The sequence below is a fragment of the Pontibacter kalidii genome, from assembly GCF_026278245.1.
Taxonomy (GTDB): Bacteria; Bacteroidota; Bacteroidia; order Cytophagales; family Hymenobacteraceae; genus Pontibacter; species Pontibacter kalidii.
Genome location: NZ_CP111079.1, coordinates 2,778,846 through 2,804,480, shown reverse-complemented (window position 1 = coordinate 2,804,480; position 25,635 = coordinate 2,778,846). Strand labels below are relative to the sequence as shown.

Sequence of the window (25,635 nt, the reverse complement as noted above, 5' to 3'; positions counted from 1 at the left end):
CCGTGTGCGCAGCTCCTGCGAGTGTCTGACTGTCAGGGCAGCTTGTTGCGTAGCTGGCAAGGTGCCGTCCGGCATTAAAAATACCGCATAGATTTACGCAAAAGTATAAGCGCTGGCTATCTGACAAGTATAAACGCAAAACTAAGGCAATAGATCATGCGCTACCAGAACACGACTCTCTAACTCTCTAACTCCCCAACTCTCTAACTCTTTTAAACCTCCGGCAGTTTCGGGCGTCTAATCCAAACAGCGGCTGCACCTTTGGCAGTTTATCCTTATCTTTATTCGCAACTCATACCTACTTATCAATCAGTTTCACCCGATATGAAGAAACTTTTATGCCTGGCTGTTGTCTTCAGCGCTGGCCTGCTGCAGGCCGAGGCGCAACAGCAGACAGCCAAAAAAACGCTTACCCACGATGTGTACGACAGCTGGAATGGCCTGAGTGGGGATAAGATTTCCCACAACGGCAAGTTTGTGCTCTACAACATCAACCCACAGGAGGGCGATGGCGACCTCTACATCCGCAGTATGGTCAACAACGCCACAGCTAAGTATAACCGTGGTTCCAAGGCCAGCTTCAGCAACGACAGCCGCTTTGCCGTTTTCCAGATAAAGCCGGAGCACCAGAAAGTGCGCGCCCTGAAGCTGAAGAAGAAAAAGGGCGATGACCTGCCCAAAGACTCCCTGGCGATTGTGAGCCTGGAAGACATGAGGGTGGTAAAGGTGCCGCGGGTGCAGTCGTATAAGTTGCCGAAGGAGGGAAGCGGCTGGCTGGCCTACCACCTGGAGAAGCCGCTGCCGGAGAAGAAGGAAGCTAAGAAAGACACAACCGCAGCAGGCGCGGAAAAAACTGGGGAAAAGAAATCAACCCTAAAGAAAAACAAGGATGCCAAGGGTACCGACCTGGTGCTGCGCAATCTCAGCACCGGACAGGAGCACCGTTTCCCGCGCGTGGTGGACTATATTTTCTCGGAGCAGGGCAACATGCTGTACTTCGTGAAGGATGAGCTGGACTCACTGCACCAGGCCGGGGTATTTGCTTTCAGTACTTCCGAGCTGAAGGAAATGCCGATCGATACGGGCCTGGTCTCCTACAAAGGCATCAGCACCGACAAGGCCGGAAACCAACTGGCTTACGTGGCCACTGCCGATACGCTGAAAGCCGACATCCGCTACTTCAGCCTGAACTACTGGAACACCAAAAGCCGCGAAAGCCAGGTGCTGGCCGATACCGTAGCCAAAGGCATGCCGCAGGACTGGATGGTGAGCGAGCACGGCAGCCTGATATTCTCCGAGGATGGCAAGCGCCTGTTCTTCGGCACGTTCCCGCGCCCGGTGCGCTACGAGAAAGACACCACGCAGCTGGAGGAGGACAAGGTAAGCCTGGATATCTGGACCTACAAAGATCCGTTGATACAGCCCATGCAGCTCAAACAGAACGACCGCACCCTGAAGCGCTCCTTCCTGGCCATGTACGATTTGAGAGGGGGCAAAATGCAGCAGCTGGCCACCCTGGAGATGCCGGATGTGTACCTGGATGCCTACAAGACCGGGGATGTGGCGCTAGGCGTGAGCGACGAGAAGTATAAAATCACGATCGGTTACGACACCCCGACCCGCAAGGACGCCTACCTGATCGACCTGAAGAAGGGAACGACCAAACAGGTACTGACGGAATCAAGAGGTAACCCGCGCCTTTCGCCGATGGGCAAGTACGTGTACTGGTATGAGCCGATGGACAGCAGCTGGCACGCCATGAGCACCAAGGGAGGCGCCAATATCAACCTGACAAAAAAAGTAGGAGTGCCTTTTTACGAGGAGGATTTCGACATGCCGATGCTTCCGGACGACTACGGTTTCGGGGGCTGGGTAGAAAACGACAGCCACCTGCTGGTATACGACAAGCACGACATATGGAAGCTGGACCCTACGGGCAAAAAGGCCGCTGTGAACCTGACTGACACCTATGGGCGCCAGCACAACCTGCGCCTGCGCTATGAAAAGCTGGACCCGGAGCAGAAGTTTATACCTGCCAACGCCGAGCTGTACCTGAGCGGCTTTAACATTGGCACAAAAGCCGACGGCTACTACAAGGAGTATGTGAGCAAAGAGGCAAAACCGGAGCAGCTCATCAGCTCTGACCATGCCTATACTTCGCTCAGTAAAGCCAAAGACAACAACCTGGTTACCTTCCGCCGCGGCGATTTCAGGAACTATAACGACCTGTATACTTCGGACCTGAGCTTTGCCAACGTGCAGCAGCTGACGGACGCCAACCCGCAGGCGGCGGAGTATAAGTGGGGCACAGTGGAGCTGGTGAACTGGAAATCCACGGACGGTATTCCGCTGCAGGGGCTGCTCTACAAGCCCGAGAACTTTGATGCGAATAAGAAGTACCCGATGCTGGTGTATTTTTATGAGCGCTCCTCGGATGGCATACACAACCACCGCGTGCCGGCCCCAAGCGCTTCTACGATCAACATCCCGCTGTTTGTGAGCAACGATTACCTGGTGTTCGTGCCGGACATCGTGTACCAGAATGGTTACCCGGGCGAGAGCGCCATGGACTGCATTATACCGGGTGTACAAATGCTGGTGCAGCAGGGCTTTGTAGATGACAGGAACATGGCATTGCAGGGCCAGAGCTGGGGCGGCTACCAGATCGCCTACATGGTTACCCGAACACATTTGTTCAAGGCGGCCATGGCCGGCGCACCGGTATCGAACATGACGAGTGCGTACGGCGGTATCCGTTGGGGCACGGGTCTGAGCCGCCAGTTCCAGTACGAGCGCACGCAAAGCCGCATTGGCGGTACGCTGTGGGAGAAGCCGATGCAGTTTATCGAGAACTCGCCGCTCTTCTTTGCCGACCGCGTACAGACACCGCTGCTGATCATGCACAACGACAACGACGGAGCCGTGCCTTGGTACCAGGGTATCGAGTACTTTATGGCGCTGCGCCGCCTCAACAAGCCTGTCTGGATGCTGGTGTACAATGGCGAGGAGCACAACCTGATGCAGCGCAAGAACCGCAAAGACCTTTCGGTGCGCATGTCGCAGTTCTTCGACCATTACCTGAAAGGAGCCCCGGCCCCGAAATGGATGGAGCAGGGCGTGCCATCGGTTATCAAAGGCAAAGACTACGGCCTGGAGCTGGTAAGGGAGCCTGAGGTAGCCGGAGAGGCAAAGGAGTAGTTTTATACTTTAGATAAACAGAAAACGGGAGCAGGTTATACTTGCTCCCGTTTTTTTATGCGGTTGCCTGAAGTATGATTTTATACTTTGGAGGATCATTCTATATACAGCCCTCGCTCGCCTCTGGCACGTGTGAGCTTCCCCAAGGCCTCTGGCCGCTTCGGATTATACTTTATACTAGTATTGAGTGGCTCGTGCGCATCTAAAAAACATTAACCCACCCCTACCCCTCCAAGGAGGGGAATTGGCTTTACTTGGCAAGGCATCTGATGCGCATAAATGAATTCATAGTGGAATTATACTTCAGGCCATACTTTATACTTGCAGCGTAACGTGGCGGGACGCCACATGATAACTCACACGCGCCGGAGGCGAGCGAGGGCACTAAACCAAAGTACGGTTTTATACTTTCTAACCTTCTAACTTTTTAACTTTCTAACTATAAAGGCGCAACGTTATTGCGTCTTTACAACTCTCTAACTCCTAAACTCCCCAACTCTCTAACTCAAACGTATCCCTGCAAACTCTCGAGCGGCTGCGTGGTGCGAACAAACTGGCCGGTGCCGAAGGCTACCTCTTTGCCGCGCTCATTGTAGAGCGTTGCTTCGGCGATGAACAGGTTCTTGCTTTGGGAGCGAAGGATACCCACAGCTTTGAGCTCGCCGCCGGTTACCGGGCGCACCAGGTTCAGTTGAAAAGAGGCCGTAACGATGAATACATCGCGCACCACAGAGGCTACGGCAAAGTAAGCGGCATCATCGAGCAATTTAAAGTAGACGGCCCCGTGCAGGGCGTTGGCCCCATGGAAGTACTTTTCCTGGACCGGCAGGGTGATTTCAGCGCGGCTGTGGCTAACCTGTATGCTGCTGCCACTGAACAGCTCCTGCACCTTTGCCTGGTGGTAGAGCCGCTCCAGCCGCTGGTAATGTTCCTGGTATTGCATCCGGCAAGTATAAGTATAAATCTGAGGAGAGGGAAGTATAAAGTATGAACGCAGCAAGTATTAGTATGGCAAGTATCACCGAGTATTTCAGGGAAACTTATACGTCATCGCCGGTAGTTCCCCGCAAAGAAAGTAGAAGTATAGCCTTCCATGCATTCTCTTTTTTTGGGTTTTTATACTTTAGCAGACATCAAACGCAAATTTAAAGTATGGCATACAAGTATGGCGTGGGCATCGGTCGGCCAGGTAGTGGACAGGGTAGGGGCTCGAAAGTATAAAACTCAAGTTGCGATTACCCACCTCTACCCCGAAGGGAGTTGTCAGGGATTCCGGGCAAAAGACATTTGCCAAAGTATAAGTATAAAACCTCTTATACTTGTGGCATCGCTAAAGCGGTGAACTGGTCGCGACCTGTCCCTATTTAAGTATAAACCCACCCTTGGCCCTTCCAGAGAGGGGAATTTCACCCCACCCCAGCCCTCCCCTAAGAACAGGGGAGGGAGCTTGGTTCCTATTGTATAGCAGCAGCTATCGAAATGATACCCAGTCTTTCCGTTGAGCGCCTTGTAGATTTCCGGTTTCGCTTTAGCGAAATTGCGACAGCAAAGGAAATGTACACAGCGCGATGCGGGAAGACGAGCCCTCCCGGGCTGGAGGGAGCCAAAGTATGAGATGGAACTGTAGGTTTGTGGGAACTACAGGATCAGCGGTGTTTTGAAAGTATAGCTTGGTTCCAGTTGCAGGAAGCAGCTGCTAGGGAAGGATAAACCAGCAAGCATAAAGTATGGCTTACGCGGATTCGGAAATCCGCAGCAGAAGTAGTTCCGGACAAGCATGTCCGGAACAGCAAGTATAAAAGTATGGCTTTTCAAGCCAGTCGGGTTGCAAACCCGACACCATAATAGGAAACAAGTCTGGAGACTTGCGCCAGATGAAAAGGCCTGGGGCCAGGTATAAGTTTATGCTTCCGCAAACATCGCCACCTGAGTTATAAAAGTATAAACGCCGATATTAACCACGGGCCGCAGCCTATGCCACACTACTACACTATAGATTTCCGCGACCCGAACGGCTTTGTGCTGGAGGTGGCCTATACGCCGGACATCAAACTATAAGAAAACCGGCTGTGCAGCGCCAGGGAGCAACATTTCCACGAAAGAAGTTTATTGGCAGCGTGCTGAGGCGGCGACGTCTTTGTTATAGTGCACGAAAAAGTTAAACCAGATCGCCCGCGACATTCTGAAGATGAACGGGTAGAAAAGCAGTAGGGCAACACTGAGGGAGCCAAGGAACCATAGCATGGTCACCTCCTCCAGTAGCACGCTCAGGGCAACCAGAATAGTGATCAGTATAGCGGTTGTGATGCCGTAGCTCACGTACATAGCTCCGTAGTAAAAGCCCGGCTCGGGCTCGTAGCGTTGGTGGCAGCAGGGGCACTCTTCGGGCATTTCGCTGAACCTGGTGTAGCTCCAACCTTTATGGATGAAAAGGTCTCCCTTGTGGCATCTGGGGCACTTATAGTTCAGGATACTGTATAGTTTGGAGCCTTGGCTTAGCATGGGAATCCCTCCTTTTGTTTGTTAAGGCAAAGGTACTCATTTCTGCCACGAAATGCATGGCAAAAGCGCGGAGTTGCACGGAGCAAACACTTCTCCTGTGCTTATACGACGGCCTGTGGCTTTGCTATGATTCGCTGTTTTACGGCTGCCACGCTTATGCCGGCAGCCTCCATCTTCTGCACCGCCTGGGCCTCTATCAGCTCCTTCAGCTGGTGCAGGCAGGCGTCGAACTCGGTGTGCTGGCCCATCAGGAAAACAAACTCCTGCTCTACCTCCAGCCAGGTGCTGATGTCGGCGTTATTGTGCTGTATGCGCACCTCCAGCTTGTCAAGGGCGTTGGCCACGCGGGACTCGTACGTAAGCTTATCCTCGAACTCGTGCCAGAGCTCATACACATGCTGCCCCAGGCCGTTGCCCAGCGTGGTGCGGAGGCGCTCGATGGCCTGCAACTCCCTCTGGCGCTTCTGCTCCTTCAGTTCAGGAGTGGTTACCTCAAAAGCTGGCACATCGCCGGCTTCCGCTTCCACCAGGTCGTGTATGATGACCATCTTCAGGGTGCGGGCCACCTCTATCTCATGGTCCAGGTAAGGCTCCAGCAGCACCACCATCAGCGACATGCGCCAGGTATGCTCGGCTACGCTCTCCTGCCTGCCGTTGGAAAGCCAGCTGTGGCGCAGTTCATACTTCAGTTTCTCGGCAAGGTTCAGCACCTCCAGCACCTGTCTTAGTTGCTCTTTCATAGTTGAATTGATAGTAAGGGACTGTTTGGATGGCTCAGGTGGGTAAAGGTTTAATCCGCAAGTGTAATCTTGTAAAATAAAACTGCCTGGAGCGAGTAATGTTCAGCTAGAGAGGCTGCCTGCGCGCCTTGGTGTAGTGAGCGCCAGGCTGCCTTTCCGGTTTGCTTATGCTGGCACGGTAAGCGATCGCAGCTCCTTTACGCGCTGTTCAAAATACTGGTCAGGCTTTCCGTTTCCCATCACGGCGGCGGCCCGGAACAGCTCCATCAGCTGTGGCTCATGACTGGCTTTTATAGCTTTGTGCACATGTAAGTAGGCAAAGCGCAACCACACTGCCGCCTTTACCCGGCCTGTCTCAGGGTCAAGCATCATCCCCTCCATAAACAAGTCGGATTCTGTAAACCAGCGCAGGTTGGTCCGGATAGTAATTTCTTCGTTCATTTTTACTTCCTGCAGGTAGGCAACCTGGCTAGACGCTACCACCCACACGTTGCCGGTTTGCTGCATGTGGGCGTAAATATCCAGTTGATAATTGTCCCGCAGCTGATCTTCCCGGGCGTTCATGAAATAATCGATGTAGCGGCCGTTGTTCAGGTGCCCAAAGGGGTCGCAGTCCTCAAAACGAATGCGGGCCTTGCTCTCCAGTTGCTGTGCGATACTTGTTGTCTCTTGCATAGGTTTAGTTGTTAAGTGGTGTAATAAGAAAAAAGACCGATCGGTTTATAAACAGGTAAAAAAATTAAACTTTAAGTTCCTGCTGTATGAGCTGCTGCAGGTGTTGCAGCACGGTATGCAGGTACTTTGCCTCCCCGTAGGCTTTCGACACCATCACGCCGCCCTCAATCATACTTACAAAAAGGATGGCGAAACGCTCCGCATCCGCAATTGCCTTGAACTCACCTTGAGTTAAGCCCAGCCGCACAATGTTAGCCACGGACTTGTGTAGTTTATTCAGCACCCTCACCACACTGGCCCGGAGGAGTGGGTTGGTGTCGTCGGCCTCAACCGAAGTGTTCAATACGGGGCAACCTCCCTGAATAGGTGGGGCGTAGAGGTAGGTTTTGTAGAAAGCGAGAAGCGCCTCTAATTTTTTCGTGGCAGAAGTATGAGGCGTAATGCTGTCGCCCAGCAACTGCATCAGGTGGGCGGCCGCGTGCTCAAATGCCTCCAGGGCGATCTCCTCTTTGCTGTCGAAGTGGCCGTAAATCCCTCCTTTCGTGAGTCCGGTAGCCCCCATGATATCCTGCATAGATGTGCCGGCATACCCTTTCTGGTTAAAAAGGTGGGCCGATTTCTCTATGATCAGTTGCCGTGTCCGGTCTGCCTTGCTCATGGGTGTTGCTTATACTTTGGCAAACGTAAAATAAACCGATTGGTTTGTGATAAGCAAATGGGATTAAAAATTAAAGAAGGTGTATGTACTTCAGCGCCTACCAGTCCGGCTTGCTGGGGTCCGGCTGGCGGGTCGGTTTTTTGGGAAGCTGCTGTATGTACTGCAGTTCTGCGTTGCGCATGGCATCGAGCAGGAGCCTGGCTTTCTCGGGGCTCATGTTGGCCTGGCGCAGCCTGGCGCGACGCATCTGTGCCTGCTGGTCCTCTTCCGATACTTCCTCCGAGCTGCCCCTGTGCTGCTGGCCGCTCTTATCGAACGGGTTATTGAGTTGCAGCCCTTCTGTGTCACCATCCGCTTCACCGGCAATCTCCTCCCGCTCCTGATCGCTCAGCTGCTGTTCGCTGCTCCCTGCTTGCTGTTGTTGGCCATTCTGGGCCGGCGCCGGCTGGTCGATTTCCTGCTGCTCGCCCTGCTCGTCGGGATTCTTCTGGGGCTGCGGCGCCAGGTCCTCCTCTGCAGGCTGCTGCTGTTGATCCTGCTCAGCATTATTTTCCTGCTCCGGTGCCTCCTGTTGCTGTTCCTCAGCGGCCTCGGGGTGCAGCAACAGGTACTTTTTCAGGAGCTCAAAGTTATACCTGGCCGCGTCGTTGCCGGGCTCGGCCACCAGGGCCAGTTTGTAGAGCGAGAGGGCCCGTTTATACTTCTTCTGCTTCGTGTGGATGTTGCCCAGCTGCAGGTGCGCTAGCGCACGCAGGTGCGGGGTGGGGTGGTCTGCCAGGTATTGGTAAGCCGAAGTGGCCTGTGGCAGCAGCCCCGCCTGGTAATAGGAGTGGGCCAGGTTCAGGCGCAGCAGGTCATCATCCACCTCCAGGTCATCCAGCAGGTAATTGTAGGAGGCGATGGCCTCTATGTAATCTTTGCGCTGATAGGCGATGGCCGCCTCTTCGGCATGCTGGTTAATGCGCGTAATGATGGATATGCCGCCGCTAAACAGGCTGACAAGAAGTATGGCTGCCATGGCGATTGTTTTCATATCCGAATTAGCTTAACGGTGATCAGGATATCGAGCAGGATCAGCAGCAGCGCTAGCGCCAGAGGATAAATGTACTTGTTGGCCGTAACGTCTATGGTTTTACTCTCTCGCAGCTCCCCCTCAATTTTATTGATGGTGCTGATGAGCTTGCTCACCTCGCTCACCCGGCCGTTCACCTCAAAGTATGTTCCGCCGGTCAGCTCCGCCAGCTGCACCAAGGGCTCCGGATTTAGCCGGGAAATCACCTCATTGCCCTCGCTGTCTGTTTTAAAACCCTGTGCCACCGGTATGCGGCTGCCGTCGGTGGTGCCGATTCCCAAGGTATAAACCCGGATGTTCTCCTCGCGCAGTTGCTCCGCCAGTTTCTTAACGTTACCGCCAAAGTCCTCGCCATCGCTTATCAGCACCAGCACCCGCGCTTTCTGCTCTTCCTCCGCAGTGTTGGACTTTTGCCTGAGCTTGTCGAGCGCCAGTTGCAGCACGGGGGCGTAATCGGTGCCGGAGTGGGGGAGGAGGCCGGTGCGAAGCGTCTGGGTATGCAGCAGCAGGGCGTTCTGGTCGAAGGTGAGGGGGCTCTGGATATAGGCCTCGTTGGAGAAGACCATCAAGCCGATGCGGTCGGAGTTGAAGCGGCTGATGAGGCGCTTCGTTATGTGCTTTGCCTGCTCCAGCCGCGAGGGCTGTATATCCGTGGCGTTCATGGACTGGGAAAGGTCTACGGCAACATACAGGTCTTTGCCAATGGTCCGGATCTCTTTTTTCATAGCCCCGAAGGAGGGGCCAAGTATGGCGATGATGAGCAGGATGAGGTAGAGGTGGCGCAGCAGGAACTTAAACCAAACCCCGTATGGCCGCTGCATAAAAAAAAGCGCCACCCTGCGCACGCGCAGCAGATAGCCTACGTACAGCACAAGGAAGGTTGCGCCGAACAGGATCTCCAGTAAGGTGAGGGTTTGGTACCAGGTCATGTTACATAAATAGGCAAGCGGCGCTGCACCACGCATGCCAGCCACAAATATACTAAACCGCAACCAGACTGTAGCAGGTGCCGGCATAGGGTAAACCAAGGCATGAACAAGTATAGAATGGCTCCTTTTCCCAACGTGGTGGGCTTTATCGCAAGTATAAATCTGGGTTGAACATTTTTTTTGGGTTTCTTACCTATAAGAAGCTTTGCTGTATCAAGGAGTTAGCTTTCAGTGGGGCGGGTGGCGTGAAATGTTTGGAAGGAATTTTACGGCAGGGTATTGCGTTGTACAGATCGATGTAGTATGTTTGCAGTCTCTTAAGCAGTAAGGGATTTCCACGGAGAGGTGGGTGAGTGGCTTAAACCAGCAGTTTGCTAAACTGCCGTACTGGTAACGGTACCGGGGGTTCGAATCCCCCCTTCTCCGCTGTAAGATGACGACGAAAAAAGTTAAAAAAAGCTTTTGCAAATCTGAAATCTTCACTTACCTTTGCATCGCAATTAGATGAAACGGTTTAACACCGGATAGTCCGAAAGCGAAAAATAGTTCGGGGTGTAGCGTAGCCCGGTATCGCGCCACATTTGGGATGTGGAGGTCGTAGGTTCGAATCCTGCCACCCCGACTAAAAAATTTCGGAAGAGATTCCGAAATTTTTTGTTTAAAGGGTAGAGCAACCGCTCTCCTGACAAACGCTGGTCTCGTAGCTCAGCTGGATAGAGCAACTGCCTTCTAAGCAGTAGGTCTTTGGTTCGAATCCAAACGGGATCACCTGAAAATTAAGCACTTATAAGGTAAAACTTATAGGTGCTTTTTTTTATGTGCACACATTTTGCACACAGGTTTTATATTGCTGTTCTAAAGGAAAAGTGGGACACAATTCTAAGTATCAATTAGCTTTATCCTAAAATTGGAATGGCAGCTAAACTCCTCATTAATGCCATTGACAAAGGTCACCAGAAGATTTACTAGCTACATTACCATTATTGAGCGAGTAGTTTGTGCCTAAAATTGGTTACTCTACATTTGAAAATAGGAAGTACAACTGTGAAATAGCTTGCTCGCAGAAGGAAAAGCCTTATTAATCGTAAATGGGACGAGATGTTCCAATACCTTTGCATAGATTTTACACAATTAGTACCATACTAATTTTAACCTTTAAAGTTTAGGTAGGCTCGTCGAGATTGTCTGGACTAGGGTTCGTATCCCTGCATCTCTGCTGGTAGGAATGCCATAATCAGAAAAAAGCCTGCAAGCTCTTCGTTTGCAGGCTTTTTTGTTTTCGAGGGGCTCCTAAATTCTTCACCTTTTCCAATACTTTAGGTAAGTAGCCAGGTGAGTATCCCAAAAGTCCCCATTGACTCATTGGATATATATGTGACTCGTTGATATGCAAGGTATACAGAAGAAGTATGCCTTGAGTGCGGTTTACTGCAAGGCTACTTTTATTAAACCTTTTATGTCACCGTTAGAAGCACCGTTTTCAGTCTCCTCTTCAACGTGAAGAAACCGAAAAACTCCAGACAGGCCCGTACAGATCTGCCTGCGTGTCACTGTAGCCGGTAGGCGGGCAGAGCTGGCAACAAGCCGCCTGCGCGGGATCCAAGCAGATGACCTCCATACTGCCTGCTATGCTTCTTAACGGGGTGCCTATGGAGAGCGTGTTGAAGACGCAGGGGCATACAAACCTGAGAAGTAAGCAGCATAATGCTAAAATATTGTATGTGAAGGTAGGGGAGGGTATGCAGCGGCTCCGGGAGCGGCTTACAGCAAAGGAGGAATAAGTAAAAGAAGCACTTGCTCCCGAACTATTCGCTCAGTCCCGTCTGCACTTTTATTTCGCGCCGTGATACTAGGGGAAAAGGCCTGGTGGCCATCATTGACTCAGGTGAATTGCTACCACCGCAAGATGTTTCAGGGCCAGCAGTAGTCCGTCCCCTCATCAGCCCCCTAATATCAAAAAACTCTGCAAGTTATTAGCTTACAAGACTTTTTTGTTTGTGTTATACCTTGAGCCGGGCTTCAGTGAGTTCTTAACTACTTCAAGGGTTTGAAGACGTACGTTTGCAGCGTATATAGCGTATTGGTGATATATCATCATCGGTGATAACAGGTGTTATACAAAATTTTGCCACCTATTCTGTCACCACATATTTGAAGGCTTTAAAAGAGAAGTAAAAATACTTTAGCATGGCATAAGTAGCCTGAATAGGATATGACCTATCAAAGTTTTATTCTGGCAAATAGGAGAGCACCCTTGTAAAGAGGGTAAGTGGTAGCCATTAAATGGCATCAAATCGGGCGCATGGATAGGTGTGGGGCCAGTTCAAGTGGCAGTAAAGCCTTGGCCTGTAAAATAGGGCAGCAGAATGCGACAGGTGAGGGAAAGCCTCGAGCTAGGAAGATAAAGTTTACATGGAGCTATCATTTTACTTCTAATGATAGACTTACAAAGGATTCTGCCTTCGATCCCAATATTTATCTTCTTACGTCTTAAATAACAAAAAAGAGAAGTAATCAAGTCTGTTGTATCTGTGGCGTTTTTATGACAAATACAATGTAGTTAGAAGAAACACTGAGTAAGTAGTGGCTACGGAAAAATAATGATTATTTAATATAATATATTCTTAGATAACTATTTGTTAATAAGTTTCGTATCTCCCTCATCAAATCGATACAATACCTTTGCCACAAGTTAAAGTAACGGGATAAGAGCATTATTTCAGCATATACTTTCAAATGGTTTTCGCATGAACCAGCGGGTGTCTCCATTGATCAGAGAAGATACCAAACGAATACGATAAAGGCTTTAGCTTTAAGACTACCTTCATACACTGCAGCGCAGGTTGCTGGTGCTTTACAGAATAATAAGTTATTCACTAAACGTTAATCAATCTAAGTATGAGTGTAAGATTACATGTTTTTAGGCCTATACTTCATGGTATTTGTGCCGTATCAATGTTAGGTGCCATGCCTGCTCATGCTGGAAATCTCTTTGAGATAACAGTATCAGAAGTAGTGCAGCAGCAGGCTAAAGTTGTATTAGGAAAAATAACTGACGAAAATGGTGAAGCATTGCCGGGAGCTTCTATTGCGGTAGTGGGCACTTCTGTCGGTACAGTTTCTGATACGAACGGAAATTTCGAGCTTTCTGTGCCGGCTGGTTCCGACGTGCTTGCTGTTACCTTCATTGGGTATCAACGGCAAGAGGTTTCTGTAGGAAACCAAACCAGGCTGAATATTTCTTTAGTCCCGGACGCTTCCAGCTTAGATGAATTGGTTGTAGTCGGGTACGGGACGCAGAACAGAAGAGAGATTACTGGAGCGGTTTCTAAAATTGATCCTGCTGATATAAATTCCATTCCTACTTCCAGTGTCGAGGAAATGCTGGATGGTCGGCTACCCGGTGTACAGGTAATGAGTGATAACAGCCCCGGTGGAGGAGTAAGTATCCGTGTACGTGGATATGGAACTATCAACAATAATGACCCTCTCTACATTATAGATGGCGTACCTGTTTCCAATGGGTTGAACGCCATCAATCCAACAGATATAGAGACTATACAAGTATTAAAGGATGCTGCTTCCGCCTCTATTTATGGGTCAAGGGCAGCAAACGGAGTGGTGGTAATCACTACCAAAAAAGGTAGCTCAGACCGTACAGTTATCAACCTGGATGCATATACAGGAGTACAGAAAGCTTTCAATCTACCTCGCATGCTGGGAGCACAGCAATACGGAGATATGCTTTGGCAAGCAGCCAAGAACGATGGAAGTACTCCTAGCAGCGATATTTACGGAAACAACCCGGGTAATGCAGTCATACCTGCATGGCTGGATGATGCGCAAACGATACCTAGTGCTGATGTAGACTGGGTACAGGAAATTTTTAGGCCTGCGGTAGTGCATTCCTATAATCTTTCCGCATCAAAAGGAGATGATAAGACCCATCATGCGCTTTCGCTTGGCTATTTTAATGAGGAAGGCACTATTAAGCACACCGGATTTGAGAGATTCTCGGCCCGCTTTAACTCCAGCTATAAAATCAAAGATATTGTTACGATAGGAGAAAATTTTTCAGCTTCCTTAACCCGTAATGTCAGTGTGGGTACAAACAGTTCATTGGGTAGCATCGTGTACAATGCCTTCCAGTTTCCTTCTATTGTTCCTGTAAAAGACATCAATGGCAATTATGGGGGTAATCCTTTAAATGATATCAGCAACCCATTGGGTAGTCTCTACCGGGCAAAAGATAATGTTAGAAAAAGACTCTCTGCCATAGGCAACGTGTTTGCAGGAGTAGAGTTTGGGGATTTGTCATTCAAGACCAATTTAGGAATTGATTTTCAGAATTATAATTACAGAGGATTCTCGCCTAAATATGATGAAATCCTCTCCCAAAATAACGTTAACTCGCTAAGCACCGATAACAGCTTTAACTATCAGTTAACCTGGTCTAATACGCTGAACTATCTTAAAAGCTTTGGTAAGCACAATGTAGATGCTTTGATAGGTCAGGAGGCGATTGAATACTACTATGAAGGTTTTTCTGCTTCCCGGCAGAATTTTCTATACGAAGATCCAAACTTCCGCTATCTCACTTATGGTGCGGATAATCAACTAAATACAGGAACTGCAAATGAATGGTCCCTGCTCTCTTACTTTGGAAGGATCAATTATAACTTTGATCAGAAGTACCTTCTGGGTGTTACTCTCAGAAGAGACGGAACGTCTCGCCTGAGCCAGAATAAATGGGGAACTTTTCCGGCAGTATCGGCAGGTTGGCGTGTAAGTGATGAGCACTTTTTCGGGAAGGATGGTATCGTGAGTTCTCTCATGCTACGTGCCAGCTGGGGACAGACAGGTAACCAACAGGTACCATCTTATTCAACAGTGGATAGCTATTACAACAACGCCAGGTACTCTGATTATGCCATAGATGGCTCTCAGGGCTCTGTATACAAAGGGTTGATACAGACAAGGGTTCCAAACTCTGATCTGGCCTGGGAGGTAACCCAGCAGGCAAACGCGGGCTTTGACTTAGGCTTATTTAACGAGAAGCTGGCGCTTACTGCAGACTTCTATCATAAGGTAACGAATGATGTGCTGGTATACTCCCCGATTCCTCCGACCTATGGTGGAACAAACGATGGAACATGGATTAACGGGGGGCAGATGAAGAATATAGGGTTAGATGTTGCTGCAAACTATCTTGGAAGTGCAGGAGGGTTAACCTATACAGTAGGACTGAATGCATCAACGTATCGTAACGAACTGACCGAGCTAAACGGCATCTCTTATTTAGGAATACCCGCCTCCTCTCTTCATAGTATAAACTTCGGCCAGGAGATAACCAGGAGTACAGTAGGACAGCCGATTGGAGCCTTTTACGGTTACGAGGCTGACGGAATTTTTAAGAGTGAGGAGGAAATAACTTCCCATGGAATACAGCCCAATGCGCGACCAGGTGATTTAAGGTTCAGGGATGTAAATGGAGATGGTAAGCTTAATGGGGATGACCGTACCTATATCGGGTCCCCCCATCCTGACCTGATACTTGGCCTTAATGTAAGTTTGAACTATAAAGGGTTTGACCTGAGCATGTTGTTTAACGGCAGTATAGGAAACGACATTTACAATCTAACCAAATACAAGACAGAGTTCTTTAACCAGGCCTCCTATAACAAAAGTACTGCTGTGCTGGATGCCTGGACTCCGGAGAACCCCGATGCCATAGTGCCGCGTGTTTCGTTGGATGATCCTAACAATAACATAAGGCCGTCTTCTTATTACCTTGAAAACGGCTCCTATTTCAAGCTATACAATATGCAGCTGGGTTATAATGTCCCTAAAGATAAAGTTGGTGGCATTAACCTGAGGGTTTACTTGCAGGCAACTAATTTGTTCACTATTACCAACTACAGTGGTATGACTCCTGAAATAGGCCTCCAAAATTATTCTTCCAGCAATCGCAACTTAGATATTGGAGTTGATCGTGGTATTTACCCTCCATCTAGAACTTTTACATTAGGAGTTAATTTCACGCTTTAAACTAAAAACGGTATGAATTTTTTTAAAACTACAAATACTTCAAAATTAGTTTTTACTGCTCTTGTCATATTTTCTTCTTCCTGCTCTGACGACTATCTTGAAGAAATGACATATGGAGAAATTTCTCCTTCAGAAATGACAAGCCCAGGTAATGTTGATAGGGCAATCATAGCAGCATACAGTTTGCTAAATGGCCAGTACGATGGCTCTAGCAGTGCCTTCAATTCACCTGCCTCCAACTGGAGCTTTGGGGACGTGGTTTCAGATGATGCCTATAAAGGAGGTGGTGGTACAGGGGACCAGAATAACATTCACCTGATGGAAATATTCAATACGAACCCGACCATTATTGACATTGAGCGAAAATGGGTGGCGCTTTATGAAGGGGTGAAAAGAACAAACGAGGCTATGAGGCTGCTTCAGAGTTCGCAGGAATACGATGCGGCTCTAAAAGAGAACCGGATGGGTGAACTGTACTTCCTTCGAGGACATTATTACTTTGAGCTTAAAAAAATATACAACACCATACCATACATAGACGAAACAGCTGCAACTGTTAAGGACTATGCTGTGTCTCACACCCAATATACCTCTGAGCAGCTGTGGGATAAAATAGAGGAAAATTTCAGCAACGCCTATGAGAGGCTGCCCAATGAACAGGAGGAGGTGGGGCGCCCGAACAAAATGACGGCGAAAGCTTATCTGGCAAAGACTTACATCTTTCAGGGACAATGGCAGAATGCCCTGGATGCCGCGAATGAAGTTATCAATAGTAACAAGTACAGCCTACTTCCTAACTTCAGGGATGTCTTCCTTCCTGAAAACGATAACAGCTCTGAGATAATATTTGCTGTTCAGCATTCAGTGCTCGACGGGGCTCCAGATAATTACAATGGAAGTATAGGTGATCGTTTGTCTGCACCTGGTGGCCCTTTCTATTCACAGTATGGCTTTCACCGCCCGTCTCAAAACCTTGTCAATGCCTACAAAACGAGCGCTAACGGAGTGCCGGTACTGGATAATAAGAACCTTGCCGAAACAGATTTTGTAGATCCACGGTTGGACCATACAGTAGGAAGACCAGGTATACCTTATCTGGACTTAGGCGTGTTGTATGAGGCAAGCTGGGCACGGGATCTTTCAACCTATGGGCCTTTTGCGCCTAAAAAGCGAATTGTGTCCGCCAACTCTCCTTACCAGATCAAGACCTGGCCTTACATTAGCGCACTGAATTATTACATAATCCGCTATGCTGACTTGTTGCTATGGAAAGCAGAGGCTTTGGTTGAGCTGGGTGACCTGGAAGGAGCAAGAGCTGTGGTGAACCAGGTAAGGGGAAGAGCTAAAGACAGCCAGTATGTTATGAACCTGCAAGAAACAGCACCAGCCGCCAACTATAGAATCGAGACATATAATACCCCTTGGACAAACCAAGCCACAGCCCGTGAGGCCGTTCGGACGGAGCGCAGGTTAGAGCTGGCTATGGAAGGGCATCGTTTCTTTGATTTGGTACGCTGGGGAGTGGCTGCGGAAACAATCAATGCGTATTTGGAGGTGGAGAAAACCAGGAGAACTCATTTAACGAATGCGAATTTCATAGAAGGTACTCACAACTATTTCCCTGTGCCGCAAAAGTATTTGGATTACCTGGCAAGTACGAAGTAATGAGAGTTTAACTATTTATACCACAATTTACCACAGGCAGCCATACTATAAGGCTGCCTGTGGTATTTATAACTTTTTATAAACCTAATGCGATTATTAATTCTATTATTCATAGTCATCCTGAGTGGCTGCCAGCAACAGGGCAATGTTGCACAGCAAAAACAAATGCAGGTAGCCGGCAAGGGTGCACCTGAGGAAAAAGTAAATGTTTTCCTAGGCTCTTCCGGCGATCATGGGCAACTGTCACCGGCAGCTTCTTACCCCTTCAGTATGTTGAGTATAGGCCCCCAGACATACCCTGCTACGCATACAGGGTATGAATATTTGGCCAAAGAATTTTTAGGTTTCACACATAACCGTTTTGAAGGGGTAGGTTGTCTGGGCAGCGGAGGTATTATTCTGGTTAAACCATTCTTGGGTGATGTTCCGGATGCAACACCCTTGATCAAATCAGAGGAAAAAGCAGGTCCGGGCTATTACCAGGTAGGTTTTAAGAACAAGATCAAAGCGGAGTTTGCTGTTTTCAAAAACAGTGGTGTACATCATTACCAGTTACCTGTAGGTAAAAAGGGCGTTTACATTGATTTAAGCCATGCTTTTGTAGGAGGCTTTGTGGCAGAAGAACACACTGTTAGTGGTAATACTTTAAGTGGTTGGATAGAAGCAAAAACTACTTGTAGTGTCGGTACCTACCGTATTTACTATGCAATGCACTTTAGGCAACCGGTAAAGTGGGCTACTATAAGTGAACATGAGCTGGTAGCTTCGTTTGCCCCGGATCAACAGGACGTATATGCAGAGGTAGCTTTCTCATCTGTGGATGCAGCGCATGCCAAGGCTGCACTAAAACATGAGCCCTTTGAGCAGGTAAAGCAAAAGAGTATAAGTGACTGGAACGAGCTATTGAGCCGTATCCAGGTAAAGGGGGACCCTGAAAGAGAAAAGCTTTTTTATTCCTTGCTTTACCGGGCAGTACAGTCACCATATGTAGTTTCGGAGGAAGATGGTACGTATCGGGCTATTGATGGCTCTTTGCAAACTTCCAAAAGCACCGTCTATAACGGATGGGCCATCTGGGACAACTACAAAACACAGTTACCCTTGCTATCCTTTGCTTACCCGGAAAGGTTCCAGGACATAGCTTCCTCTATAGCCAACCTTTATCCGTATGGCAAAAAAGACTTTGCTACTGCACATGAGCCTTCCAACACGGTGCGTACAGAACATGCCATCGTAGTGCTGTTGGATGCCTATCGTAAAGGGTATAAAATCGATTTTCCATCCATTCTGGATTCTCTAATGCAGGAAGTGGACAAGCTGGATTATACACATCCTGATAAAGCATTAGAGTCTTCCTACGATGCCTGGGCTTTGTCGCAGATTTTAAAGGAGCTGAATCAGGATAAGCTAAGCGAGAAGTATAGGCAAAAGGCTTTGGAGTATAAAAGCTATTGGGAGAAAGACTTTAAAGACTTAACCCGGGACGATGTGAACCGCATGTCTGCACGCGGGATGTACCAGGGCACAATCTGGCAATACAGGTGGTCTGTTCCTTTCGATGTAAAAGGGTTGATAGAACTGACAGGTGGCGAGCAAACTTTTATAAACCAACTGGACGAGTTCTTTGGAAAAGATTACCATAACCGTGCTAATGAGCCGGATCTTCAGGTGCCACTGCTATACAATGCTACTTCAGAACCTTGGAAATCGCAGGCCTTGATGCATCGGTTGGCTGTAGATACTGTTGTGCAGCATTACTTTAACGACAACAGTCGGGGAGTGGGGTCCTACATAGGTGTTATCTACAAAAATCAGCCGCAGGCTTACCTCAGAACAATGGACGACGATGCTGGAGCTATGTCCTCCTGGTTTGTTTTAACTTCTTTAGGTATACAACCTGCCTGCGTCGGCTGGCCGGTGTATTACCTAAATGTGCCTCTCTTTGAATCAGCTGAGGTAAAGTGGGCCAATGGAGAAAGCTTTTCTATTCAGGTAGAGAATTACGCAGATGAAAACTATTACATCAAACAGGTAACCTTAAATGGGAAAAAGCTGAACCGGAACTGGCTAACACATGAGGAGATTATGGCTGGTGGTAAGCTGATTATAATAGCTTCTGATGAGCCTGAGAAAAGCTGGGGAGTTGCGAACAAATGGGTTTCCAGTTTGCAACAGCCACAGTAATAATTTAATATAGAGAAGTTTAATAAATTAACCAGTTAAGACCCATTACAAGTCCGTATCGCCTACGCGTGGCTTGCAAGCATTGCATCGGCTATAAGTAAAAAAGGCTATTACGACAAATTAATTACGAGATAAAAACGAACTAAAGCGGCCCAGAAACAGCTTTTAAGGTTATGCACTACATTAAAAAAAGCCCCTCAGCGTGAGCTGAGAGGCTTTCAAGTAGACCGAGGGAATAAATTGTCGAACCTTACCCACAGGGATTCAGACAAATTCTATACTTATTTAGAAATAGCCTGGCAGTAAACACCAGCCGCCGGGTTAATATAATAATCCCGTTTCTGTTAATTATCATTTGCCTCCAGCCACTTTCTGGCGTTCACGAATGCTTCCATCCATGGCGATACCTCATCCTGGCGCCCTTTTGGGTAGTGTGCCCACTGCCACTGCAGAAGCGATCGTTCGATGTGCGGCATCATCACCAGGTGACGTCCTGTTTCATCGCAAATCATGGCCGTGTTATAGTCAGAGCCGTTAGGACAGGCCGGATAGGTGTCGTATCCATACTTGCCAACGATCTGGTACTGATCCTCGGTATGCGGCAGGCTGAAGCGGCCCTCGCCGTGCGATACCCAAACACCCAATGTGCTACCGGCCAGGCTAGAGAGCATTACTGATTTGTTCTCCTGGATGGTTAAGGACGTAAAGATACTTTCGTGCTTCTGACTCACGTTATGCAGCATTCTGGCCTTCTGATCATGCCCCATGGTAATAAATCCAAGCTCCACGAATAGCTGACAGCCGTTACATATACCTACCGACAGCGTATCCTCTCGCTTAAAGAAGTTCTCGATGGCGGTCTTTGCTTTTTCGTTGTACATAAAGGCTCCGGCCCATCCTTTTGCCGACCCTAGTACGTCTGAGTTAGAGAAGCCACCCACTGCACCGATGAATCGGATATCCTCCAGCGTTTCTCTTCCGGAGATAAGGTCCGTCATGTGTACGTCTTTCACGTCGAAACCTGCCATGTACATGGCGTTGGCCATTTCACGCTCGGAGTTACTTCCTTTCTCGCGGATGATAGCTGCCTTTATTCTTGGCTTGGAAGTATCAATTACCGGCTTCTTTCCGTCAAATCTTTCTGGAAATTTATACTTCAGTTCGTGCTTCTTATAGTTGTCGAAACGCTCTTTTGCACTTACCGGGCCGCTTTGCTTGATGTCCAGCAGGTACGAGGTTTTAAACCAGGTATCTCGTAGCCGGGCAATATCGAAGCTGTAAGCATCCGCTCCGTTTTTCAGTTCAAGCGTGGCAGAAGAGGTAGCTATACCAATTTTGTGGAACGGTACCTTGTTCGCTTCTAATGTAGCTTCTACGTCTGCCGACGCTTGGAATACTACGCCGATATTTTCAGCGAACAATACTTTGACGCTGTCTTCCTCACCCAGGGAGGTCAGGTCGATGGTTGCGCCCAGGTTGTTGTCCGCAAAGCACATCTCCAGCAGGGTGGTGATCAGACCGCCACTGCCTATATCATGACCTGCCTCTATTTTACCTTCTCTGATTAGGCCCTGCAGTGTGTTGAAAGCATTTCCGAAAGAAGCTGCATCGGTGATATCCGGTGTTTCGTTACCGACTCTGTTTACTATCTGTGCAAAAGAAGAACCACCCAGTTTGAAGTCGTCGTTAGAAAGGTTGATGTAGTAGATGTTACCACCGTCGCACTGCAACACCGGCTCAACCACCTGTCGTACGTTGCTGCAATTGCCTGCGGCAGAAATGATTACCGTACCCGGTGCAATCACTTCCTCGTTTTTATACTTCTGCTTCATCGAAAGCGAGTCTTTTCCGGTTGGGATATTAATGCCCAAGGCAATCGCGAATTCCGAGCAGGCTTCCACAGCTTTGTAGAGACGGGCGTCCTCACCCTCGTTCTTAGAAGCCCACATCCAGTTGGCGGAAAGCGAGACGCTCTTCAAACCATCCTTCAGCGGAGCCCACACGATGTTCGACAATGACTCGCCGATGGCATTCCGGCTACCAGCTGCGGGATCAATTAGGGCCGAGATAGGGGAGTGTCCAATGGAAGTAGCTATACCTTCTTTGCCCTGGAAATCCAGCGCCATTACACCGCAGTTGTTCAGTGGCAACTGCAGCGGACCAGCACATTGCTGTTTCGCCACACGGCCACCCACGCAGCGGTCTACTTTATTTGTAAGCCAGTCTTTGCAGGCCACGGCCTCTAATTGCAGTAGTTGCTCCAGGTAAGTATACAGCTGGTTTTTATCATAGCTTACCGGCTGGTATATTCTGTTAATTGTTTTGTCGGTCATTACCACTTTAGGCGAGCTGCCGAACATGTCGCTCAATTCCAGGTCCATCGGCTTCTCGCCAGTGGTGGAAGACTGGAAAGTAAAGCGATGGTCGCCGGTCACATCACCCACAGTATACATAGGGGCACGCTCACGATCCGCTATCTTTTGCAGGGTAGCAATATCGTCTTCACCGATTACCAGACCCATACGCTCCTGCGATTCGTTTCCGATGATCTCTTTAGCCGAAAGGGTAGGGTCGCCAACCGGCAGCTTGTCTAAGTCTATTTTACCGCCTGTTTCTTCTACCAGCTCAGAAAGGCAGTTTAAGTGGCCGCCCGCACCATGGTCGTGAATGGAGACAATCGGGTTGTGCTCACTTTCCACCATACCGCGTATAGCGTTTGCAGCGCGTTTCTGCATCTCCGGATTAGAGCGCTGTATGGCGTTCAACTCTATGCCTGTTCCGTGCTCGCCGGTATCAGCAGACGATACAGCTGCCCCGCCCATACCGATGCGGTAGTTTTCACCGCCAAGGATCACAATCTTATCACCAGTTTTCGGGTGCCCTTTCTGCGCCTGGCTGGCTTTGCCGTAGCCAACGCCACCTGCCAGCATGATCACTTTGTCGTAGCCCAGTTTTCTCGGATCCTCCAGTTTATCCGCTTTCTCGTCGTGCTCAAAAGTAAGTACCGAGCCCGTGATCAGCGGCTGACCGAATTTGTTACCGAAATCAGTCGCACCGTTCGAGGCTTTGATCAGGATATCCATCGGCGTTTGGTACAACCACTTTCTTTCCTGCGTGGCTTTTTCCCAAGGGCGGTCTTTTTCCAGTCGCGATAAAGCTGTCATGTAAACCGCTGTACCGGCTAACGGAAGCGCTCCCTGACCACCGGCCAGTCGGTCGCGGATCTCCCCGCCGGAACCTGTAGCGGCCCCGTTGAAAGGCTCTACTGTCGTCGGGAAGTTGTGCGTTTCTGCTTTGATCGAAATTACCGACTCAAAATCAGTTACCTGGTAGAAGTCAGGAATATCGGCTCGTTTTGGAGCAAACTGCTGTACCACCGGCCCTTTAATAAAGGCCACGTTATCTTTATAGGCCGAAACGATGTTGTTCGGGTTTGTTTCTGATGTTTTGCGGATCAGTTTGAAGAGCGAAGCTGGTTTCTCTTCACCATCGATCACAAATTTGCCATTAAAGATCTTGTGGCGGCAGTGCTCGGAGTTTACCTGCGAAAAGCCGAAGACTTCAGAGTCGGTTAATGGCCGGCCCACTCTTTCAGCCAGCTGGTTTAAGTACTCAACTTCTTCATCACTTAGCGACAGGCCTTCCTGCTTGTTGTAGGCCGCAATATCCGTAATAGGCTGTACTGGCTCCGGCTGGATATTTATAGTATAGATCTCCTGATTCAGCCCCTTATACTTTTGAGAAAGCATCGGGTCAAAATCAGTAGAATCTTCCGCTACTACTTTAAATTCCTCGATTCGGATGATTCCATCAATACCCATGTTCTGGGTGATCTCCACGGCATTGGTACTCCATGGGGTGATCATGGCAGCACGAGGACCAACAAAAAAGCCACTCAGCGCAGCTTCCTGCATTAGAGTGGCGTCGCCGAATAACCATTCTAGTTTTTGGATGTCGGTAGCGTTTAGTTCCCCTTTAGATTGCAGGGCGTAAACTGTGTCAGGTTGACTTAAAAAGAAGTGAAGCATGTTTATTTTCCTTTCAAGTCACAAAGGTACGGTTTAAATTTCAAATAAGGTTAAATGTGCTTCAGGACAACACTAAATTTGGAATTTTTCATTATGAGGCTAGAAGCTATCTCATAAATAGGGATGATCTTTAGTTGTATGGTGTTTGTTTGTCATGAAGTTGACGGATAAGCAATGGGAAAAGCTAAAGGATTTAATTCCTGATGGAGCAAAGAGGCCAGATGGCAAAGACAGGCCCTGGAGAGATAAGCGCGAGGTGCTCGAGGGGGTTCTCTGGATCTTGAAGACCGGAGCCCAATGGAGCCACTTGCCGCCCGTGTATCCTCCATACCAGCCCTGCCACCGCAGGTTTCAACAGTGGCAGGAGCAGGGCGTGATGCAGCGGGTGGTGGAGGCGCTGGCCAGGGACCTTCACGAAAGAGGCGATGTGGATTTGAGCGAGTGCTTTATTGACGGCTCCTTTTGCATGGCCAACAAGGGGGAGCTTCTGTTGGCAAGACTAAACGAGGCAAAGGGACCTAGGTCATGGCAGTCACAGGCGCTGGTGGTACTGTTTTATCTGTGTCAGTCGAATCAGCATCTCCCCACGAGGTAAAATTGGTGGGAAAGGTGTTGGAGGAGCGTTTCGCAGAGCCCCTGCCTGAGAGGCTCATTGGTGATAAAGCCTATGACTCTGATCCTCTGGATCAAGCGCTGCAGCAGAAAGGCATTGAAATGATCGCGCCTCACAGAGGCAACAGAAAAAAGAAGAAGACTAGAGGACGGCAGAAAGCTCCGCCGTTACAAGCGCAGATGGAAGGTAGAGCGGTTCTTCGCCTGGGTATTCAATTACAGAAGATGCGTGACCATGTATGAGTATAAGGAAGAAAACTCAAAGCATTCATCTTACTGGCATGTATGCTAATAGTGCTAAAGGCATTTATGAGATAGCTTCTAGGCAAATTATCGGATACTGCCTGATACTTTTGTGCATCAGAGGGTGTATGGGTAGCACGGTGCAGTTGAGGTACTAAAACGGATAAGCTAAATGTTCGAAACAAAACATTCCTGCTGAGGGCTGTTGCGCCCTGCTGCAGGAATGCCTGTAAATAGATGTGATGTGTATACAAGTAGCCCGCGCTCGTTTCTGAGTAGTGCTATATCGCCATAATACGTGCAAAGTGGTTGTCCAGGTGGTTGCGCATGCCGTTGCGGAGCATCTCGGCGGAGCCATGCTCAATAATGTCCACCAGGCCCTTGTGCGAGACGAACTTACGTACGGGAACATCCATTTTTAAGAGGCCACTGCGGTTCACGTAGTCAAAAACCGGCAGCAGCATACTCTGGAACTTCTTCAGGGTGGTGTTGCCCGATATTTCATAGAGTTTGCCGTGGAAGGCAATCTCATGCTGTACCTGAAAAATGGTAGAGTCGGAGAGGTCTGGCTCATTGGCCACAATTTCCTTTAGTTCTTCAACATCCTCCTTCGTGACGCGCTCCATAATAAAGTCTGCCATGCCGATTTCCAGCACCAGACGAAGCTCGAAGACGTCGCGCAGGGTTGCGTTATCGAGTACTTGCGGTATCAGGCGCTTCTCCAGCATAGCCAGCAGGTCAGGGCTGGTAATAATAGCCCCCCGGTGCTTTTTTGACTCAATCAAACCCATCAGGCGCAGGCGCAGCAGGGCTTCGCGGATCACGGTGCGGCTCACGCCCAGGGTGGACGCCAGTTCCATCTCTTTGGGTATGGGGTCGCCCACTTTCAGGTTCTGCTGTACTAACAACTCCAGCAAGTTTGTCTCCACCTTATCCACCAGCGAGCTGGTATCAATGGTTTTTATTTTGTTTAGGGCGTTCTCCATTCGGTTATGTATTACTTATTATGCTTTCCTAAAGCTAAATTACAAATTTAGAGAATATTAGATTATCTATTTTTTACAAAAAAGTTAAGGAAATG

Annotated in this window: 13 protein-coding genes, 3 tRNA genes and 1 pseudogene; 8 read left to right on the top strand and 9 right to left on the bottom strand. The window is 48.9% G+C overall.

Annotated features, from left to right (window positions below; all coding sequences use genetic code 11):
* The first annotated feature begins 324 nt into the window (after nt 1–324).
* Nucleotides 325–3,198: a S9 family peptidase gene (locus OH144_RS11810; protein WP_266202442.1), complete on the top strand. Its 2,874-nt coding sequence runs from the start codon at nt 325–327 to the stop codon at nt 3,196–3,198.
* A gap of 505 nt (nt 3,199–3,703) precedes the next feature.
* Here the strand turns inward: OH144_RS11810 and OH144_RS11805 are convergent.
* The 7 genes from OH144_RS11805 to OH144_RS11775 all read right to left on the bottom strand — a co-directional run bounded on the left by OH144_RS11805 (nt 3,704) and on the right by OH144_RS11775 (nt 9,774).
* Nucleotides 3,704–4,198, bottom strand: a complete 495-nt coding sequence (locus OH144_RS11805) for a PaaI family thioesterase (RefSeq protein ID WP_266202441.1) — start codon at nt 4,196–4,198, stop codon at nt 3,704–3,706.
* A gap of 1,106 nt (nt 4,199–5,304) precedes the next feature.
* The gene (locus OH144_RS11800; protein ID WP_266206336.1) at nt 5,305–5,625 is read right to left on the bottom strand and encodes a DUF983 domain-containing protein; all 321 of its coding nucleotides are present in this window, start codon (nt 5,623–5,625) and stop codon (nt 5,305–5,307) included.
* A gap of 176 nt (nt 5,626–5,801) precedes the next feature.
* Nucleotides 5,802–6,440, bottom strand: coding sequence for an HD domain-containing protein (locus tag OH144_RS11795; protein WP_266202440.1), 639 nt, complete (start codon nt 6,438–6,440; stop codon nt 5,802–5,804).
* Between the two features lie 165 nt (nt 6,441–6,605).
* The gene (locus tag OH144_RS11790; RefSeq protein WP_266202439.1) at nt 6,606–7,115 is read right to left on the bottom strand and encodes an acyl-CoA thioesterase; all 510 of its coding nucleotides are present in this window, start codon (nt 7,113–7,115) and stop codon (nt 6,606–6,608) included.
* A 64-nt stretch (nt 7,116–7,179) separates the two neighbouring features.
* Nucleotides 7,180–7,773 carry a TetR/AcrR family transcriptional regulator gene (locus OH144_RS11785; protein ID WP_266202438.1) on the bottom strand — a complete coding sequence of 198 codons (594 nt, stop codon included), beginning with the start codon at nt 7,771–7,773 and terminating at the stop codon, nt 7,180–7,182.
* Between the two features lie 97 nt (nt 7,774–7,870).
* A complete protein-coding gene (locus OH144_RS11780) occupies nt 7,871–8,806 on the bottom strand; it encodes an aerotolerance protein (protein ID WP_266202437.1) in 936 nt (311 codons plus the stop codon).
* Nucleotides 8,803–9,774 (bottom strand): VWA domain-containing protein, encoded by a 972-nt coding sequence (locus tag OH144_RS11775; RefSeq protein ID WP_266202436.1) that lies wholly within the window; start codon nt 9,772–9,774, stop codon nt 8,803–8,805. The genes OH144_RS11780 and OH144_RS11775 overlap by 4 nt, the downstream gene beginning before the upstream one ends.
* 339 nt (nt 9,775–10,113) lie before the next feature.
* Here OH144_RS11775 and OH144_RS11770 point away from each other — a divergent pair.
* The 6 genes from OH144_RS11770 to OH144_RS11745 all read left to right on the top strand — a co-directional run bounded on the left by OH144_RS11770 (nt 10,114) and on the right by OH144_RS11745 (nt 19,671).
* Nucleotides 10,114–10,200 (top strand) — tRNA-Ser (locus OH144_RS11770).
* A 122-nt stretch (nt 10,201–10,322) separates the two neighbouring features.
* Nucleotides 10,323–10,396, top strand: a tRNA-Pro gene (locus OH144_RS11765).
* A gap of 72 nt (nt 10,397–10,468) precedes the next feature.
* A tRNA-Arg gene (locus tag OH144_RS11760) sits at nt 10,469–10,542 on the top strand.
* Between the two features lie 2,130 nt (nt 10,543–12,672).
* Nucleotides 12,673–15,822 carry a SusC/RagA family TonB-linked outer membrane protein gene (locus tag OH144_RS11755; protein WP_266202435.1) on the top strand — a complete coding sequence of 1,050 codons (3,150 nt, stop codon included), beginning with the start codon at nt 12,673–12,675 and terminating at the stop codon, nt 15,820–15,822.
* Between the two features lie 12 nt (nt 15,823–15,834).
* The gene (locus tag OH144_RS11750; protein WP_266202434.1) at nt 15,835–17,487 is read left to right on the top strand and encodes a RagB/SusD family nutrient uptake outer membrane protein; all 1,653 of its coding nucleotides are present in this window, start codon (nt 15,835–15,837) and stop codon (nt 17,485–17,487) included.
* 87 nt (nt 17,488–17,574) lie between these two features.
* Nucleotides 17,575–19,671 (top strand): glycoside hydrolase domain-containing protein, encoded by a 2,097-nt coding sequence (locus OH144_RS11745; protein ID WP_266202433.1) that lies wholly within the window; start codon nt 17,575–17,577, stop codon nt 19,669–19,671.
* 344 nt (nt 19,672–20,015) lie between these two features.
* Here OH144_RS11745 and purL read toward each other — a convergent pair whose 3' ends face one another.
* Nucleotides 20,016–23,699 carry a phosphoribosylformylglycinamidine synthase gene (gene purL / locus OH144_RS11740; RefSeq protein ID WP_266202432.1) on the bottom strand — a complete coding sequence of 1,228 codons (3,684 nt, stop codon included), beginning with the start codon at nt 23,697–23,699 and terminating at the stop codon, nt 20,016–20,018.
* Between the two features lie 154 nt (nt 23,700–23,853).
* Between purL and OH144_RS11735 the strand changes: the two are divergent.
* Nucleotides 23,854–24,629 (top strand): annotated as a pseudogene (locus OH144_RS11735) (IS5 family transposase).
* A 206-nt stretch (nt 24,630–24,835) separates the two neighbouring features.
* On the opposite strand, the gene OH144_RS11730 reads toward OH144_RS11735, so the two are convergent.
* On the bottom strand, nt 24,836–25,540 hold the full coding sequence (locus OH144_RS11730; RefSeq protein WP_266202431.1) for a FadR/GntR family transcriptional regulator: 705 nt from the start codon (nt 25,538–25,540) through the stop codon (nt 24,836–24,838).
* Nucleotides 25,541–25,635 lie beyond the last annotated feature (95 nt).